16 protein-coding genes are annotated in these 14,090 nt (G+C 64.8%); 8 read left to right on the top strand and 8 right to left on the bottom strand.

All coding sequences use genetic code 11. From position 1 onward, the window contains the following. Positions 1 to 37: 37 nt before the first annotated feature. Entirely contained in the window at positions 38 to 1,321 is a 1,284-nt protein-coding gene (locus ROH8110_RS04040; protein ID WP_085816423.1) for a cobyrinic acid a,c-diamide synthase CobB, read from the bottom strand. Further along, entirely contained in the window at positions 1,318 to 2,169 is an 852-nt protein-coding gene (cobA, locus tag ROH8110_RS04045) for a uroporphyrinogen-III C-methyltransferase (protein ID WP_085816424.1), read from the bottom strand. Before cobA ends, ROH8110_RS04040 begins: the two co-directional genes overlap by 4 nt. 136 nt (positions 2,170 to 2,305) lie before the next feature. On the opposite strand from cobA, the gene ROH8110_RS04050 reads away from it, so the two are divergent. The 4 genes from ROH8110_RS04050 to ROH8110_RS04065 are packed head-to-tail and all read left to right on the top strand — an operon-like array spanning position 2,306 to position 5,371. Then, positions 2,306 to 3,352, top strand: a complete 1,047-nt coding sequence (locus ROH8110_RS04050; protein WP_085816425.1) for a cobalt-precorrin-5B (C(1))-methyltransferase — start codon at positions 2,306 to 2,308, stop codon at positions 3,350 to 3,352. Next, complete coding sequence (locus ROH8110_RS04055; RefSeq protein ID WP_085816426.1) at positions 3,349 to 4,083, top strand: cobalt-precorrin-6A reductase; 735 nt, start codon at positions 3,349 to 3,351, stop codon at positions 4,081 to 4,083. Before ROH8110_RS04050 ends, ROH8110_RS04055 begins: the two co-directional genes overlap by 4 nt. Further along, complete coding sequence (locus tag ROH8110_RS04060) at positions 4,080 to 4,709, top strand: DNA-3-methyladenine glycosylase family protein (protein WP_085816427.1); 630 nt, start codon at positions 4,080 to 4,082, stop codon at positions 4,707 to 4,709. Before ROH8110_RS04055 ends, ROH8110_RS04060 begins: the two co-directional genes overlap by 4 nt. After that, a complete protein-coding gene (locus tag ROH8110_RS04065) occupies positions 4,706 to 5,371 on the top strand; it encodes an alpha/beta hydrolase (protein ID WP_085816428.1) in 666 nt (221 codons plus the stop codon). The genes ROH8110_RS04060 and ROH8110_RS04065 overlap by 4 nt, the downstream gene beginning before the upstream one ends. Positions 5,372 to 5,375: 4 nt before the next feature. Here ROH8110_RS04065 and ROH8110_RS04070 read toward each other — a convergent pair whose 3' ends face one another. Continuing rightward, a complete protein-coding gene (locus ROH8110_RS04070; RefSeq protein ID WP_085816429.1) occupies positions 5,376 to 5,807 on the bottom strand; it encodes a VOC family protein in 432 nt (143 codons plus the stop codon). A 225-nt stretch (positions 5,808 to 6,032) separates the two neighbouring features. On the opposite strand from ROH8110_RS04070, the gene ROH8110_RS04075 reads away from it, so the two are divergent. From ROH8110_RS04075 to ROH8110_RS04090, 4 genes are all read left to right on the top strand, one after another. Next, complete coding sequence (locus ROH8110_RS04075; protein WP_085816430.1) at positions 6,033 to 6,617, top strand: HNH endonuclease; 585 nt, start codon at positions 6,033 to 6,035, stop codon at positions 6,615 to 6,617. 369 nt (positions 6,618 to 6,986) lie between these two features. Continuing rightward, a complete protein-coding gene (locus ROH8110_RS04080) occupies positions 6,987 to 8,042 on the top strand; it encodes a Hint domain-containing protein (protein WP_085816431.1) in 1,056 nt (351 codons plus the stop codon). 238 nt (positions 8,043 to 8,280) lie between these two features. Beyond that, positions 8,281 to 9,204, top strand: a complete 924-nt coding sequence (locus ROH8110_RS04085) for a sulfite exporter TauE/SafE family protein (RefSeq protein ID WP_085816432.1) — start codon at positions 8,281 to 8,283, stop codon at positions 9,202 to 9,204. An 83-nt stretch (positions 9,205 to 9,287) separates the two neighbouring features. Then, complete coding sequence (locus ROH8110_RS04090; RefSeq protein ID WP_085816433.1) at positions 9,288 to 9,971, top strand: dimethylsulfonioproprionate lyase family protein; 684 nt, start codon at positions 9,288 to 9,290, stop codon at positions 9,969 to 9,971. Positions 9,972 to 9,982: 11 nt separating this feature from the next. On the opposite strand, the gene ROH8110_RS04095 is transcribed toward ROH8110_RS04090, so the two are convergent. The 5 genes from ROH8110_RS04095 to ROH8110_RS04115 all read right to left on the bottom strand — a co-directional run bounded on the left by ROH8110_RS04095 (position 9,983) and on the right by ROH8110_RS04115 (position 13,995). Further along, positions 9,983 to 10,390 (bottom strand): hypothetical protein, encoded by a 408-nt coding sequence (locus ROH8110_RS04095; RefSeq protein ID WP_139837381.1) that lies wholly within the window; start codon positions 10,388 to 10,390, stop codon positions 9,983 to 9,985. A 250-nt stretch (positions 10,391 to 10,640) separates the two neighbouring features. Beyond that, positions 10,641 to 11,210: a bactofilin family protein gene (locus ROH8110_RS04100; RefSeq protein ID WP_085816435.1), complete on the bottom strand. Its 570-nt coding sequence runs from the start codon at positions 11,208 to 11,210 to the stop codon at positions 10,641 to 10,643. Beyond that, positions 11,200 to 12,516, bottom strand: coding sequence for a M23 family metallopeptidase (locus tag ROH8110_RS04105; RefSeq protein WP_121143624.1), 1,317 nt, complete (start codon positions 12,514 to 12,516; stop codon positions 11,200 to 11,202). Before ROH8110_RS04105 ends, ROH8110_RS04100 begins: the two co-directional genes overlap by 11 nt. 193 nt (positions 12,517 to 12,709) lie before the next feature. Further along, complete coding sequence (locus ROH8110_RS04110) at positions 12,710 to 13,513, bottom strand: ferritin-like domain-containing protein (RefSeq protein ID WP_085816437.1); 804 nt, start codon at positions 13,511 to 13,513, stop codon at positions 12,710 to 12,712. A 20-nt stretch (positions 13,514 to 13,533) separates the two neighbouring features. Further along, entirely contained in the window at positions 13,534 to 13,995 is a 462-nt protein-coding gene (locus tag ROH8110_RS04115) for a peroxiredoxin (protein ID WP_085816438.1), read from the bottom strand. Between the last annotated feature and the right edge of the window lie 95 nt (positions 13,996 to 14,090).

Consider the following 14,090-nt stretch of genomic DNA (forward strand, 5'->3'; position numbering starts at 1 on the left):
GGGTTCTGCTAGCCCCATTCTCGAACGGGCGCAAGGTTCACCGCGGAGAATGGGCCAGGTCGATCACATGGGCGAATGACCCTTGCACGTTTCCGGCCACAAGCCCCATGTCCGGCAAGGCGGCGCCACCGGCATCGCGAGCCGCGAAAAGAGGGTCGCCCCTGGCGCTGAGCGTGGTCGCATAGTGGAATTCGTGGCCCGTGAAGGCGGTGTCGAAGATTCCTTGCAGGGGCCGCAGGTGGCGATAGCCGAGATGCATCCGGCGCGTGGCGAAGGAGGTCTCGAGCCGCAAGAGGCCAGCCATCATGTGGCGAGTCCCGTCTGCATCGATAAGCCCGTCTCCAAGAACCATATATCCGCCGCATTCACCATAAATAACAGTATCTTGTGAGGCATTTTTCAGACTAGACATGAAGTTTGTTGCCGCAGCGATACGTCCGCCGTGCAGTTCGGGGTAGCCGCCGGGAAGATAGATGAAATCGGCATCCGGCACGTGGGCGTCCGCGAGCGGTGAGAAGAACCGCAGCTCGGCACCTGCGGCGTGCCAATCGGTGAGCAGGTGCGGATAGGAAAAGGCAAATGCCGCGTCGCGCGCGACAGCGATCACCTGTCCGGGGGGAGGCAGGCGTGCGGCCGAACCGGCGGGCGGCAGCGGTGTGGCAATCGCGAGGAGCGCGTCTTGATCGAGCGAGGCTTCCAGCGCATCTGCGGCATGGTCAAGGAAGCTGTCGAGATCGGCGCGTTCCCCGGCCTGAACCAGCCCGAGGTGGCGCGAGGGCAAGGCAAGGGCGCTATCACGCGGCAGGCTGGCCAGAACCGGCAGACCGAGCGGCGCCAGCGCGTCGCTCAGCATCTCGGCATGGCGCGGAGAGCCTGTATTGTTGAGGATGACACCAGCGACGCGCACCGAAGGGTCATGGCCCGCAAACCCCGCCACAAGCGGCGCGACCGATTGCGCCATGCGGCCCGCATCGACCACCAGCACCACTGGCAGATCGAGTTCCCGCGCAAGATCGGCGACGGCGCCGCGCCCGTCCGGGGGGGCGCCGTCAAAAAGGCCCATCGCGCCTTCGACCACCAACAGCCGCGCGCCCTCGCCTGCCAGCGCGCGAAGCCGCGCCGGGTGCATCGCCCAGGCATCGAGATTGACGCAGGGCGCGCCGCTGGCGGCTTCGTGGAAGCGCGGGTCGATGAAGTCGGGGCCGGATTTGGCGCCGCGCACCGGAAGCCCCTGACGCGCCAGCAGGCGCAACAGCGCCAGCGTGACGGTTGTCTTGCCGCTGCCGGAGGCGGGGGCGGCGATGATCAATCCGTTGTTCATGCGCGCTCGGCGGGGCGCCCCCGGCCCAGCGGGTCAAGGTCGCGCGGGGCGCTGCCGGATGCCATCGCCTGCCAGTCAAGCACCTGGCGCATGAGAACCGAGCGTCCGACGCAAAGGATCGCCGGGGGTTCGAGGCCGCTTTCGGCGATATCGGCGGTCATGCGCGCGAGCGTGGTTTCCAGAACCGATTGGTCGCCGGTGGTGGCCGAGCAGACAATGGCGCAGGGCTCGTCCGCGGGCCGGCCGGCAGCCATGAGCGCATCGGCGATGCGCTGCACATGTTTCATGCCCATGTAGATCACGATCACCTGACTGCCCTGGGCAATGGCATTCCAGTTCAGCGATGAGGGCGCCTCGCCCGACTGGTCATGGCCGGTGACGAAGGTGACCGATTGGTTCACGTCCCGATGGGTCACCGGAATTCCGGCATAGGCCAGCCCGCCGATCCCGGCGCTGATGCCCGGAATGATGCGGATCGGAACGCCGTGCTGCACCAGCGTCTGCGCCTCTTCGCCGCCACGCCCGAAAACGAAGGGATCGCCGCCCTTGAGGCGCAGCACCCGTTTGCCCGCGCGGGCAAGGTCCACCAGATGCAGGGAGATGTCGCGCTGCTGCGCCGATGGCTTGCCGCCGCGCTTGCCTGCATAGACATGCTCGGCCTCTGGCGCCCAGTCGAGAATCGTCTTTTCCACCAGCGCGTCATAGATCACCACATCCGCCTGTCGCAGCGCATTGAGGCCATGCAGCGTCAGCAGCCCCGGATCGCCCGGACCCGCGCCGCAAAGCCAGACCCAGCCGGGTTCAAGGGTCGGCCAGTCGCCGCCGGGGAGGGTGATCGAGTCGCTCATGCCCCTCTGTATGCCCGGATCGCCCGGCGCGCGAAAGGTTCCAAACGACCCGAAGCATGGGTTGGTGCGACATCGGGGAGATGCCGGAAAATTGCCAATTGGCGCGACTGGAGCACGCGCCTATAGTCCGCCCGACATGAGCCGCAAGGACCCCAAGCAATTGCGCCGTGGCTGGACCACGGGCGCCTGCGCCACCGCCGCCACGCGCGCCGCGCTGATGATGCTGTGGGGCGAGGGACGAGCGCGCGCGGTGCGCATTGCACTGCCCGGTGGCCAGACCCCGGAGTTCGAGATCGCACATCATGCGGAGGGCGAGGGTTGGGCCGAGGCCGGGGTGATCAAGGATGCGGGTGACGACCCCGATGTGACGCATGGCGCGATGATCGTGGCGCGGGTCGCACCGTCTGCGGGCGGCATCCTGTTTCGGGCCGGTGACGGCGTGGGCGTCGTCACCAAGCCGGGCCTGCCGATCCCGCCCGGCGAGCCCGCCATAAACCCGGTTCCGCGCGAGATGATGCGCGTCACCGTGCGCGACATGGCGGCGCGCCTGAGCGAGCGGGCCGATATCGAGATCACGGTTTCGGTGCCGGGTGGACAGGGGCTGGCGCAGCAGACATGGAACCCGCGCCTTGGGATCGAGGGCGGGCTGTCGATCCTTGGCACCACCGGCATCGTGCGCCCGTTTTCCTGCGCGGCCTGGATCGCCTCGATTCATCGCGGTATCGACGTGGCGCGCGCCAGCGGGCTGGATCATGTGGCGGGCTGCACCGGCGCGACCAGCGAAAAGGCGGTGCAGGCACTTTATGATCTGCCCGATGTGGCGATGCTGGACATGGGCGATTTCGTCGGTGGGCTGCTTAAATACCTCGCGCGGCATCCGGTGGAGCGCATCACCATCGGTGGCGGGATCGCCAAGATGACCAAGCTGGCGCAAGGCGCGCGCGATCTACATTCGGGGCGCAGCCAGGTGGATTTCGACCGACTTGCCGAGGCCCTGGAAAGGGATGAATTGCGGCACGTGAATACTGCGTTGCAAGCCTATGAAATATCAGGTGAAAACATGGCTGTCTGGGTGGCGGAGAATGCGCTTTCCTCGGTGTGCGCGATGCTTCCTGCGGAGATTCGCGCCGACACCGCGGTGATCGATCGCGCCGGCCGGGTGGTGGCGAGGGCGGGAGCATGACGCTTTTGCTATTGGCAGGCACCGGCGAGGCGGCGCTGATCGCGCGCGATCTGGCGGCGCGCGGGCAGGTGGAGGCTGTGGCGTCGCTGGCCGGGGCCACCCGTACGCCGCGGCCTTTAGGCCTGCCGACAAGGACCGGGGGTTTTGGCGGCGAAGAGGGGTTTCGCACCTATCTGGAGCACGCCGGGATCACCGCCATTCTGGACGCCACCCACCCCTTTGCGGAGCGCATCTCGCATCGCAGCGCGCGAGTCTGCGGGGAACTGGATCTGCCCTATTGTCAGCTTCTTCGCCCGCCCTGGATGCCCACACCGGACGACCGCTGGATCATGATTTCGCACGAGGAAGAGGCCGCGCGCCATATCGCGCATGGCAGCACAGTCTTTCTGGCCACCGGGCGCCAGACGCTGAACCGTTTTGCGAACCTGTCCCAATGCCGCCTTATCTGCCGTCAGATCGATCCTCCCGACGGCCCCTTTCCCTTTCCTAATGGCGACTTTCTTGTGGGCAGTCCGCCGTTTTCCGTGGCCGCCGAGGTCGAGACCTTTACCCGGCTCGAAGTCGACTGGCTTATCGTCAAGAACGCTGGGGGCGAGGCGCCGCGCACGAAACTGGTGGCGGCGCGTGATCTCGGGATCGGGGTCATCATGCTGGAACGTCCCGCGCAGCCCGAAGGGGTTGAGCGCGTCGAAACCGTGAATGAAGCGCTGGACTGGGTGGCAGGGCTGTGAGCGGGCGCATAATCGAAACCCTTGCCGATGTCGAGGAGGGCGCGGCGCATCTGAGCGGGTTTTGCCCGCGCATGGCCCATGCCCATGAGCAGACCGCGCCACTGCCCCTGCGCCGCCGACCAGACGGGTTCGCACAGCTCTTGAACGCCATTGTCAGCCAGCAGGTCAGTGTCGCCGCCGCCGATGCGATCTGGCAGCGGATGAAGGCCGCGCGTCTGACCGGGCCGCGCAAGATTATCTGGGCCAGCGATGATGATCTGCGCGCCGCAGGGCTGAGCCGGCAGAAGGTCCGCTATGCCCGCGCGCTGGCCGAGGCGCGGATCGACTATCGCAGCCTGCGCAGCGCCCCGACCGACGAGGTTATACGGCACCTGACCCAAGTGCCCGGAATCGGTGTCTGGACGGCGGAAATCTATGCGATGTTCAGCCTTGGGCGCGCGGATGTGTTTGCGCCGGGCGACCTGGCTTTGCAGGAGGGGGCGCGGCTGCTTTACGATTTGCCTGAGCGCCCGAGCGAACGGGCGCTGCGCGAGATGGCGCAGGCCTGGGCCCCGTGGAGATCGGTTGCCGCGCGGCTGTTGTGGGCCTACTACGCGCAGATGAAACAAAGGGAAGGGATCAGATGACACGCGTATTGCAAGCCGGCCGGAAGGAACCGCATTCCGGCACCACCCGCTCTATCGTGGTGTTCCTGCATGGTTACGGCGCGAATGGCGCGGACCTGTTGGGGCTGGCCGATGTGTTGGGCGAGCATCTGCCCGACACGCTGTTCGTCGCGCCCGATGCGCCCGAGACGATTCCGATGATGCCGAGCGGGCTGCAATGGTTTCCGATCCCTTGGATCGACGGTTCGAGCGAAGAGGAATCGGAGCGCGGGTTGCTGGCGGCGGCAGATGATCTGAACGCCTTTCTCGATGCGCTGATGGTCGACGAGGATGTGCTGCCCGAGCAGGTGGTGCTGTTCGGCTTCAGCCAGGGCACGATGATGGCGCTGCATGTGGGACCGCGTCGCGAGGACGAAGTGGCGGGAATCGTTGCGTTTTCGGGCCGCCTGCTGCGTCCAGAGCTGCTGGAGGACGAGGTCGCGAGCCGCCCGCCGGTGATGCTGATTCATGGCGATGCCGATGACGTGGTGCCGCCCCAATCGCTGCCCGAGGCCGCCGAGGCGTTGCAGTCGGCGGGCTGGAAGGACGTCTATGCCCATGTCATGAAGGGCACGGCGCATGGCATTGCCCCTGATGGGTTGCAGGTGGCGCTGGCCTTCATGCGCGACAAGCTGGGGCTTTGAGGCGTCAGAACCAGAGGCGGGGTTCGGCGAATTCGAGCGAGTTCCCCGCCGGGTCGCGGAAGTAGATCGAATACGCGCCGTTGGGCCATTCGAATGCGGATTCGATGGGGTGGCCGGCGGCGGTCAGGCGCGCGCTCCAGGCCTGCATCTCCTCACGCGAGGCGGCAAAGCAGAGATGTCCGGGGCCGCGCGCGCCATGTGTGGGTACCGGGAGCTTGCCGCCGGACGATCCTTTCTCTGTCGCATTCGGGTTGAATATCAACAAGATAGCCCCGCCAACCCGATAGAAGGCATGGCGCCCCTCGACATGTGCGATCTCTTCGAGGCCCAGCACCCCGCCATAAAAGGCGCGGGCGGCGGGGAGGTCTTCGACATAGAGGCCGGATTCGAGGATGGCCGTGACGGGGGGTGCGGGGGGCAGGGCTGTATCGGTCATGATGCGTGAGTTTGCGGGCTGGGGATGGGGGCGTCAAGGTCGTGCAACGCCTGTGGATAACTGTCATGGGCGCGTTACGAAGCCGGGGTAGACCTGCGCTAGATATGCCGCATATGTGGGGCTTGTCTGGGAAGGAACACGATATATAGTGATTTCCACAGAGGGGCGGGTTGGCCCGCTCCGGAACCGAACACAGGGTGATCCGGGCGGGGAGATTTTCGCGAGATGGACGGTGACTTCAGGAGTGAATTCGTCAGGGAGCCGGCGGGGCTCAAGCAGCATCCCGCGCTGGTCCTGAATGCTGATTACAGGCCGTTATGTTACTACCCGTTATCGCTCTGGCCCTGGCAAGAGGCGGTCAAGGCGGTTTACCTTGATCGTGTTGATATCGTTGCACAATATGACGAGGTTGTCCGCAGCCCCAGCATCGAGATCCGGATCCCCAGCGTGATCGTGCTGAAAGATTTCGTGAAGCCGCAGAAACGGGTGGCGTTCACGCGGTTCAACCTGTTCCTGCGCGATGAGTTCTGCTGCCAGTATTGCGGAGCGAAAGGCGATCTGACCTTTGACCATGTGGTGCCGCGCGCCGCGGGTGGGATCACCAGCTGGGAGAACGTGGTCGCCGCCTGTTCGAGCTGCAATTTGCGTAAAGGTTCCAAGAGCTTGCGCCGCGCGGGTATGAGCCTCAAGAAGCCGCCAAGGATGCCGGGGGCCGAGCAGCTTCGCAATCTGGGGCGGAAATTCCCGCCCAATCACCTGCATGAAAGCTGGGTCGATTTCCTCTACTGGGACGCCGAACTGGAGGCGTGACGCCGTACCCTGTTCCGCGCGCCGAGATTGGTACAAATCGTCCGTTTTGTACGGCGGTTCTGTACTGAAATCGGCTGACGCATCTGAAGATTTGTACAAAAGCCCCCGAGCGCGGTGATCCGGGGGGCGGTGGCCTGCTCTTGCCGGAGGGCGAGGCGGATCTGAGGCGTCTGAAAACTGCCGATCTGCGCGACGCCGAAACCGGGAATTCCGAAACCGGCGCGACATGGCACGAAGCCCTGAATCGAATTCCACGAGATCAGCATTTTCCGGCCTGAAATTCGACAGGTTCGCGGCGGAAAATGGATGGGTTGCGCGAGCTGTCCTCAAAGAAAGTGTTAACCCCTCCCGAGTAAGTGTGTTTCGGTCATGGCCACAATTTTCGACCTCATAGAAGTCACGAGTATCAGTTCACACACGACGTATTCAGTAGCGAACGGCAATCTGCTGGGCGTGGTGGAAGCTGCCGTATCCACGGAGTTCGACGACGGCGAGTTCGATGAGGGTGACGTTTTCACGCTGGATGGCCAGAGCTACCAGATCGACGAGATCGAAGAGCCGGCGAGCAGCGGACGATTCACCACTGGTAATGGCACCAATATCAGCTTCGATCCGCAGAGCGAAAGCAGTCTGGACGTGATCTTCCTGACCGTTTCCAACGGGAGCGAAACGCGGTATTTCGTTATCCCGAGCGACGGATACGGCGACCTCAATATCACGCAGATCCGAACCGGTGATTTGACCCCCGTCGGGGGGAGCGACGCCGCCCTCGTTTCGACGACGGACAACGAGGTGAACATCGTCTGTTTCTGTGCCGGAACGATGATCGGTCTTGGCGACGGGTCCGAGATTGCCGTCGAGAAGCTGGAGGCGGGGGACCGCGTGGCAACCGTGGATCGCGGCGTTCAGACCATCCGCTGGGCCGGGCAAAGGGCATTGTCGGTGCCGACGATGCTGCGCTACCCGAGATTGCGGCCGGTCGTGATCCCGGCGGGCGCGTTGGGGCCGGGCGTTCCCGAGCGGGACCTGCATGTCTCGCCGCAGCACCGGATTCTGCTTCGCTCGCGTATCGCGCGGCGCATGTTCGACGCCGATGAGGTGCTGGTTGCCGCCAAGCATCTTGTCGGGGTGAACGGGATCAGAACGGACCACGCAACCTGGAAGGTGACCTATGTGCATCTTCTTCTGGACAGGCACGAGATCCTGCTGGCCAACGGTGCGCCCTGCGAGAGCCTGTTTCTCGGGCCTCAGAGCGAACGCTCGCTTGGCAAGGAGGCGATGGACGAAATCGAACAGATATTCGGTGGCGCACCGGATGCTCCGGTATCGCGAGAGGCCGCGCGCAATTTCGTGCCGGGGCGGCGCGCGCGCCGGCTTGTTGCCCGCCATCAGCGCAACGGGAAGTGCCTGATAGAACCGGGTTAGCCCCGCGGCGCCAGTGCGCATGAAGCGACGCAACGCGATCCTGCACCCCCGCGGGCGGGCAAAGCTCGGCGTCTGTTGCACCTGAGTGCGGCGGAAAATCGTGTCGACAGCGTGATGCCAGATGGCGTCGGCGTGGTTTTCCGATCGCATCGCGCCGCGGATTATGTTGCATCATGCCTTGCGCGCGCTGCCGCATGGGCGTAGTTGCGACCCAACGCGAAGAACACAAGCCTGCTCCATGCAACTCTATCTGCCCATCGCCGAAGTCTCGGTCAACGGTCCACTGCTATTGTCGGTCGGGCTGATTGTGGGGATGCTTTCGGGGATGTTCGGGGTCGGCGGCGGTTTCCTGATCACGCCGCTTCTGTTCTTCATCGGCATTCCGCCAGCCGTCGCCGTGGCGACATCGGCCAACCAGATCGTCGCCTCGTCCTTTTCGGCCATTCTGGCGCATCTGCGCCGTCGCACGGTCGATTTCCCGATGGGATTCGCGCTGATGGCCGGGGGGCTGGCCGGATCGAGCGTGGGGGTCTACGTCTTCAACCTGCTGCGCGGGCTGGGGCAGGTCGACCTGCTGGTCAACCTGTTCTACGTGGTCTGCCTGGGCCTGATCGGCGTGCTGATGTTCATCGAGAGCGTGAACGCGATCCGCAACGCGAGGCTGCATGGCCCGCGCCCCCGGCGCAGGCGGTCGCGGCGCGACTGGGTTCATGCGATGCCGCTGCGGGTGCGGTTTCGCACCTCGGGTCTGTATATCTCGATCTTTCCGCCATTGATGGTCGGTTTCTTCGTTGGCGTGCTGTCGGCGATCATGGGTGTCGGCGGCGGGTTCGTCGTGGTGCCCGCGATGATCTATATCCTGTCCATGCCGACCAAGGTGGTGGTCGGCACGTCGCTGTTCCAGATCATCTTCGTATCCGGCTACACGACCATGATGCATGCCTATAACAGTCATACCGTGGATACGGTGCTGGCGGTGCTGCTGATCGTCGGGGGTGTTGTCGGCGCGCAGATCGGCAGCCGGATCGGCCTGCTGCTGAAGGCCGAGCAGCTTCGCATCCTGTTGGCGCTGCTGGTGCTTGCGGTCTGTTTCAAGCTGGGGCTTGACCTGGTGTTGCGGCCGCCGGAGCTTTATTCGCTGGCAGGTCCGCGCGGGCTCTGAGGGCCGGGGCGATCAAGGCGTCTTTACTCTTGGGCGCGAGTCGCTGCTAATGCGTCTCGCCGCCAATGAGGGGAGAGACAAGCATGACGACACCCACGCCCTTGCGCCTGAAGGATTGCCCGGACTGGCTTTATCTTTTGCGCGAGTTCGACGTGCTGTACCGGCACGGTTCGGCCGGGGGCAGCCCGGCGATCAGGGCGCACCGCAAAGTCGTGCGTGACCGGCTGTCCGCGGCGATGGCGCGCAATCCCGAGATGATCGAGCGGGAAGGCATGCGAAAGCCGGTGTCTGCGCATCTGCCGCGCGCGCTCGACCTGGGCGAGAGGGCGGCGATGCAGGGCATGGCCCGCGCCCTGCGAGAGGTCAAGGATGCGCTGACATGGGAGTATGGCTATGAGCGGATTTCCAAGTCACTGGCCCAGAAATACGCCTATTGCGAGATACTTGGCCCGCAGGGGCCGGTGCACTGCGAGAACCTGATCCTGGGGTTCGTGCTGTTCGCGCCCAACACCACCTATCCGCAGCACAGCCACAAGGAGATCGAGGAGAGCTACATCTCGATCTCGGGGGCGTGGTCGGAGAACAATGCGGCGGTCTTTGCGCCGGGGTCGCTGATCCTGAACCGTCCGGGCGACGAGCACAGGATCACGACCGGCGATCACGATCCCTGTCTGCTGGCCTATGCCTGGGCGGGGCCGGAGGCGCGGCTGAGCAATCCCGAGATGAAGCTGACGCGGACGCGCCGGGCCAGTTCCGAGCAGGGCTGAGCGCGCGGGGGTCAGCGGCGGATGCAGTAACCCGCGCCACGATACATCGTCGGCGCCTTGCGCGGGCAGCCCGCGACCACGGCCTTGCGGCGCAGCACCACGACCGGGCCGGTCTGGCGGCCAAGCGCCTTGTCGGCGCAGGCGTTGATCCATGCGGCCTCGTCGGGGCTGACATTGCGGTGCGGCAGGATGCGCAGGATCGTCTGGCCGCCCCAGGGATATTCCACATAACTGGCCTGAAAGCGCGGCCAGCCGCGCTGACCGAGCTCGTCCTTGCAGGCGACGAGGGCGCTGCGCTGTTCGGAGACCGAGACATAGGGCGCCTGGCGGGTCTGGCCGCCGGCAAGGCCGGGGGTGGCGCCCTGCAGGACAAGGAAAAGGGCGGCGGCCACCATCGCAAATCGTGCAGTGCAAGACATCAATGAAACTCCTTCTCCGGGCGACGTCGAAACATGGGCGGATGGCGCGGTCATGTCGGAGGGCACGACATCCGGGGGATGCGAATCAAACGGTCGATGCGTCAAAAACGGGGAAATCGGTAAAAACCGCACCGCAGGGCCGGAAACCGGGCCGGGCAGAGCGGGCACATGCTGCAAGGGGAAAGAGAAAAGGCGCCGCTGTCAAGCAGGGCGCCTTTCGATGTCGTGCGATCAGGTCGCGCTCAGCGGGTCAGGACCCGGATTTGGCGGGGGCTGCCTGAGAGGCGCTGGCGCTGCTGCCGGAGGCGGCGGGCGCCTGCTGCTGCGTGGCCGCGGCGGCCTTCTGGGCTGCGCCCTTGGAGTTGAGCGGATCGTCCTGACGCTGGACCGAGCCTTCGAAATGGGCGCCGGATTCGATCGCGATGGTCTTGTGGATGATGTCGCCTTCGACACGGGCGGTCGAGGTCAGGCGCACCTTGAGGCCACGCACGCGGCCAACGATGCGGCCGTTGACCACCACGTCATCGGCGATCACTTCGCCCTTGATGGTGGCGCCTTCGCCGACGGTCAGAAGATGCGCGCGGATGTCGCCTTCGACGGTGCCTTCAACCTGGATGTCGCCGGTGGTCTTGAGATTGCCGGTGACATGGAGGTCCGAGGAGAGGACCGATGCGGGGGGCTTGGCCTTGGGGGCCGAGGCCTTGAATTCGCTGCCGGTCGAGCCCGAATGGGCCGAGTCGCCGGAGCGGTCCGTGCTGGCGGGCTTGGCCGCGTCGTCGGCTTTGGGTGCGGGGTCGTTGATTTTGCTCTTAGAAAACATCGTTAGCAGCCTTGATATATGTCATGGGGTTGACGGGTTTGCCGCCGACACGGACCTCGTAGTGTAGATGGGTGCCCGTGGAACGTCCAGTGTTGCCCATATCACCGATCTGATCCCCGCGCGAGACCCTTTGGCCAACCTTCACGCGAAGTTTGGACATATGGGCATAGCGGGTCTCGATGCCGAACTCGTGGCGGATCTTGACCAGGTGGCCATAGCCCGAGAGCCAGCCCGCATGGGTGACGACGCCATCGGCCGTGGCGTAGATCGGCGTGCCGTGGGGCGCGGCGAAATCGGTGCCGTTATGCATCCGGCCCCAGCGCATGCCGAAACCGGAGGTGTAGCGAAACGAATTCTTGACCGGGATCGCGAAGGGCGCCTTTTGCGCGGCGATCCGGTAGAGGTTCAGCTTGTCCATCTGGTCGAGGATACGGTTGGCGCGCATCGCATCGCTCGAGGGTTCCTGACCGCGGGTCGAGAAGCTGAGCGGGGTGAGCGGGCCGCCCTGGCCGGAATAGCCCCTGCGCACCGTGTCCAGCAGCGTCTTGGGGTTCATCCCGGCGGCGCGGAACATCTTGTCGAGCGGTTCGACCGAGATCGTCATCGCGTCTTCGAGCTGGCTGAAGATCTGTTCGTTCTGGTCGCGCATCAGTTCGATGCGCAGCGCCATTTCATCGGCTTCGAGCAGGGCCTGCTGGGCGTCGTTGCTGATCTTGTCGCGCTCAACGGCGGTGTCGGCCAGCGCGGTGGCGAGGAAATCGAGCATGCCGTCGCCGGTGCTGTCTTCGCCATTGCCCGGTGTGCCGCCCTGGTTGTCGAGGGCGCTAGCGAGTTCCTGCGCCTCGGCGCGGGCGGTGTCGCGTTCCTTGACCGTGCGCCGCAGGGATTTCTGGATCACCTCGATTCCGGTTTCCAATTCGCGGCGGCGGGTTTCGGAGGCGAGAAGCTCGGTCTGCATCACCGAGATCTGCTGAAGCGCAGAGTTGAAGCGTTCCTGTGCGGCCAGCGCCTCGTCGGCGCGCATGTCGCGCTCGTCGGACAGGGCGTTGAGGCGGTATTCGTAAGTGCGTTGATCGCGCTTGGCCTGTTCGCGGAAATTGCCAGAGCCGATGCTGTCCATCAGAAGGATTGCGGTGGCGATGATCGCCCAGGCGACGATGGCGGCGGCACCTGCGAAGGCCAGAAGCTGCGAATGGGGACGCAGCCGGATGAAGCGCGTATCGGTATCGGATTTGAGAAACACCCGGCGTTCCGGGAAGTGTTTTTCGAGCAGGGCATTCAGCCCGATGGCAAAGCGTCTATGCAAGTCGTCCCGTCCCTTGTAGCCCTTCCCAGTCGTGGCACGCTTCGTTACGATTGGTCATCTTTCGTGACCAGGCGTGCTCGAAGGTGGCTTAGCGAGTGGATTTCCGTGGGGCAAGGTTTTTGGGCAACGACGGGCGGGAATTGAGCCGATTGTTGCCAGACCGGCGAAAAATCGCCGATCTGCAAGGGGTTGCCTAGCCTTTCGCAGTGGGTTCATCGGCCAGCGGCCAGTAGAAATCGGGCGGCAGACCGGCCTCGGCGCGCTTTTCCTCGTTGAAGGGCGGCTTGAGCGCGCCGTGAAAATAGCGCCGCACAAGGTCGTGAAACACCTCCTTGGGATCAAGATCGTGACGGCCGCAGAGGAAATGGAACCATTTCGAGCCATAAGCGACGTGATGGACCTCTTCGGCGTAGATAACCTGCATCGCCTCGACCGCGCGGGTATCCCCGGCCTTGGTGAAGATGTCGATCATGCCGGGGGTGACATCGAGCCCGCGGGCCTCGAGCACCATCGGCACCACCGCCAGCCGGCCCATCAGGTCGCTGGCCGTGTCCTCGGCGGCGCGCCACATGCCGGCATGGGCGGGCAGGGCGCCGTAATGGCTGTCATGGGCTTCAAGGCAGTCGCATATCAGGTTGAAATGTTTTGATTCCTCGTCGGCGGACTTGACCCAGTCATCGTAGAAACCGACCGGCATCGGCACATGGCCGAACCGCGCGATGATGTCCCAGTGCAGATCGACCGCGTTGAGTTCGATATGCGCGACGGCATGAAGAATGGCGAGCCGCCCTTGCGGGCTGCCGGGGCGGCGGCGGGGCACGTCGCGCGGATCAAGAAGTTCGGGGCGGTCGGGGCGCGCCGGACGCAGGGGCGGATCGGCAAGCCCCACGGGAATGTCGCGCCCGGCGGCGCGTGCCGCGAACCAGGTTTCCGCATGGCGGCGCGAGAGCGCGGTCTTCTCGCGCCCATCCTTTGTCGAGAGCACCTCGACCGCCATCTCTGTCAGGGTCTGTGCGCTCACAGTGCGCGCACCGCGTCGAGCACCTCGTCGGCGTGGCCGGGCACCTTGACCTTTGGCCAGACGCGGGCGATGCGCCCCTCGCCGTCGATCAGGAAGGTCGTGCGCTCGATCCCCCAGAAGGTCTTGCCATACATGCTTTTCTGCTTCCAGACGCCGTATTGCTCGCAGATGTCGGAGTCGGCATCCGAGAGGAGCGGCACGCCGAGGTCGTGCTTGTCGCGGAATTTCTGGTGCTTTTCGACGGTATCCCTGGAAATCCCCAGGACCTCGGCCCCGGACTCGGCGAAGGCGTCCTTGAGGGCGGTGAAGGCCAGTGCCTCCTTGGTGCAGCCGGAGGTGTCGTCGCGCGGGTAGAAGAACAGCACCACAGGCGCGGGGCGCAGGGCCGAAAGGGTGACGGAGGTGCCGCCATCGCGGGGCAGGGTGAAGTCGGGGGCGATATTGCCGGGATCGGGCATGGGCTTTCCTTGTTATGGGTTTGACTCCGGGTCATATTAGGGCAGGAGACGCCGGAATAAAGACATCAGGCAGGCGGCCGGAAAATCCGGGCCGA

The sequence above is a fragment of the Roseovarius halotolerans genome (assembly GCF_900172255.1).
GTDB classification, from domain to species: domain Bacteria; phylum Pseudomonadota; class Alphaproteobacteria; order Rhodobacterales; family Rhodobacteraceae; genus Roseovarius; species Roseovarius halotolerans.

What these genes read in the sequence shown, in the direction of transcription:
- ROH8110_RS04040 (WP_085816423.1), bottom strand. Translation starts at nt 1,321, where the DNA reads ATGAACAACGGATTGATCATCGCCGCCCCCGCCTCCGGCAGCGGCAAG.
- cobA (WP_085816424.1), bottom strand. Translation starts at nt 2,169, where the DNA reads ATGAGCGACTCGATCACCCTCCCCGGCGGCGACTGGCCGACCCTTGAA.
- ROH8110_RS04050 (WP_085816425.1), top strand. Translation starts at nt 2,306, where the DNA reads ATGAGCCGCAAGGACCCCAAGCAATTGCGCCGTGGCTGGACCACGGGC.
- ROH8110_RS04055 (WP_085816426.1), top strand. Translation starts at nt 3,349, where the DNA reads ATGACGCTTTTGCTATTGGCAGGCACCGGCGAGGCGGCGCTGATCGCG.
- ROH8110_RS04065 (WP_085816428.1), top strand. Translation starts at nt 4,706, where the DNA reads ATGACACGCGTATTGCAAGCCGGCCGGAAGGAACCGCATTCCGGCACC.
- ROH8110_RS04070 (WP_085816429.1), bottom strand. Translation starts at nt 5,807, where the DNA reads ATGACCGATACAGCCCTGCCCCCCGCACCCCCCGTCACGGCCATCCTC.
- ROH8110_RS04075 (WP_085816430.1), top strand. Translation starts at nt 6,033, where the DNA reads ATGGACGGTGACTTCAGGAGTGAATTCGTCAGGGAGCCGGCGGGGCTC.
- ROH8110_RS04080 (WP_085816431.1), top strand. Translation starts at nt 6,987, where the DNA reads ATGGCCACAATTTTCGACCTCATAGAAGTCACGAGTATCAGTTCACAC.
- ROH8110_RS04085 (WP_085816432.1), top strand. Translation starts at nt 8,281, where the DNA reads ATGCAACTCTATCTGCCCATCGCCGAAGTCTCGGTCAACGGTCCACTG.
- ROH8110_RS04090 (WP_085816433.1), top strand. Translation starts at nt 9,288, where the DNA reads ATGACGACACCCACGCCCTTGCGCCTGAAGGATTGCCCGGACTGGCTT.
- ROH8110_RS04095 (WP_139837381.1), bottom strand. Translation starts at nt 10,390, where the DNA reads ATGTCTTGCACTGCACGATTTGCGATGGTGGCCGCCGCCCTTTTCCTT.
- ROH8110_RS04100 (WP_085816435.1), bottom strand. Translation starts at nt 11,210, where the DNA reads ATGTTTTCTAAGAGCAAAATCAACGACCCCGCACCCAAAGCCGACGAC.
- ROH8110_RS04110 (WP_085816437.1), bottom strand. Translation starts at nt 13,513, where the DNA reads ATGGCGGTCGAGGTGCTCTCGACAAAGGATGGGCGCGAGAAGACCGCG.
- ROH8110_RS04115 (WP_085816438.1), bottom strand. Translation starts at nt 13,995, where the DNA reads ATGCCCGATCCCGGCAATATCGCCCCCGACTTCACCCTGCCCCGCGAT.